Here is a 1,975-nt window from a genome sequence, read left to right on the forward strand (position 1 = left end):
TCGGCCGGGCGGTGCGTCTGCCGGACGCGAAGGTTCCGGCCACAGATGGCTCGGGGCTTTCGAAATCAGCGGTTTCCCGGCGGTTTGTCGCCCTGACCCAGCAGAAACTCACCGACTGGATGTCTTCCGACCTCGCGAAGCTCGATCTGGTGGTCATCCAGATCGATGGAATGCATCTCGATGAGAACCTCCTGATGATCGGCGCGGTGGGCATCGACATCAACGGCGAGAAGCATCCACTGGGTGTGATGGAGGGCGCGACCGAAAACGCCAAGGTGGTCCAGGCGCTTCTCGACAATGATGGCTACGGAACGCAACGCTTGTTGCTCGACGGGCCCTTCAATGACATTCCCACTCTCAACACAGAGCAACTGCCGGATGTTATTGGGGCGGGTAAAGGCTATTTGTGTACGAGCCAGACGTAGTTCTGGCAGGCACTTCAGGCGGCGGTTGCTGACGAGGACTTTGCGATCATCCGCGCTAAGGTGCCCAAGAACCAATCAAGTGCAGCACTCCGACGGTTGACGGAAGCGCTTGCCAAGAAGGTCTAGGGGACCAGAAGCGCCATAGTGGAGGTCTGGTGGCCATGCATTCACGGCATCAGCATCCCAATAACGCTTAATGAATATGGTAGCATGGAGCGCGCTTATGCGGCGCATCAACTCTGGCAACACAGCGAGCCCGGTGATCATGATCGCCGAGAAGGCTGCCGACATCGTCCGGACCGGGGCATAGTCCTCGGGATTGGCGGCAGGGCGAAGTTCGCGTATTGATCACGCACCCAAACGTCTCAAATTATCTGACGACGGACACTTTACCTTCAGGTCGGCAACCTCAAGCATTGGGCCTCTTTCGCGAGTTGACGGGCATCAGGGCTTCGGCACGTCGGCCGGGTCCGGCGTGGCGGTCAGGATCGGTGCCCGCTTGCCGTCCTGGATTTCGACGATGGTGATGCCGCGGATCGGCATGCGGTTAGTGCCAGCATAGGTCACCTTGCCAGTGAGCACTTCGACATCCTTGAGGTTCGCCAGCGCGTCGCGCAGTGCTGGGCCGTCGACCGAACCCGCTGCCCTGACAGCAGCATCGAGGATGTAGGGGATCTCGTAGCCTGTGGCGACATAGACAGTCTCGGGTGCCGCACCAGTCTTCTCCTTGAACTTCTCATAGAAGGCGGCGAGCTTCGAGCCGGCGACAGGCGAACCCGCTGTGGTGTGCACGATGCCATTGGCGATGGCACCCAGCCCAGTGATGGTCGGGCTGTCAAGACCGTCGGAGCCGATGATCGGCGCCGTCACGCCAGCACCGCGCAGCTGCTGCAGGAAAGCCGGGAAGTCCGGTTCATAGGCAGCGGTCATGATGGCGTCAGGCTGCGGGTTCAGCGCCTTGATCTTGGTAACCTCGGCGCCGAAGTCCTGCTGGCCCATGGTGTAGGTGCCTTCGCCCTCGATGGTGCCTCCCTTCTTTTTGAATACCTCTTCAAAATACTCCGGCAGGCGCAGCGTATAGGCGCTGTCAGGCGACTTCAGGATGTAGATGTTCTTGTAACCCTTCTTGGCGGCGTAGTCGGCGAGCAGCGCTGCCTGGCCGTTGTCAGCGGGATAGGTGCCGAACATGTAGTCGCCCACGGCTTCGGTGATGGTCGGCGTGGTGCCGCAGAAGGTGAGCGTGGGGATTTGTGCCGGTTGGCTGATTTGGCCTGCGGCGATCGATGGGTCCGCGTCGCAGGGGGTGATCATCACCTTCACGCCCTCAGCGACGAGTTCCTGTGCGGCCTGCACGGTGGCGGCCGTGTCGGTGCGTGTGTCCTTGATGTCGAGGACGATCTTGTACTTGCCGCCAAGACCGCCCGCGGAGTTGATTTCGTCCACTGCCATCTTGAAGCCGGCGAGCGAGGGCTGGTCAAAAGCGGCGAGGCCACCGGTCTGGGCCGTGGCAAGGCCGATGGTCACATCCTCGGCAAGGGCTCCGGTGGTGA

The 1,975-nt window shown here is 61.1% G+C and carries 1 protein-coding gene and 1 pseudogene; one reads left to right on the forward strand and one right to left on the reverse strand.

What is annotated here, in order from left to right; genetic code table 11:
- Positions 1 to 299: pseudogene (locus tag WCJ41_RS21795) on the forward strand (IS256 family transposase); the annotation flags it as partial.
- Positions 300 to 869: 570 nt separating this feature from the next.
- On the opposite strand, the gene WCJ41_RS21800 reads toward WCJ41_RS21795, so the two are convergent.
- The coding region (locus tag WCJ41_RS21800; RefSeq protein WP_336907933.1) for an ABC transporter substrate-binding protein at positions 870 to 1,975 on the reverse strand (1,106 nt) is incomplete at its 5' end.

Source organism: Aestuariivirga sp., assembly GCF_037139295.1.
Classification (GTDB): Bacteria; Pseudomonadota; Alphaproteobacteria; order Rhizobiales; family Aestuariivirgaceae; genus Aestuariivirga.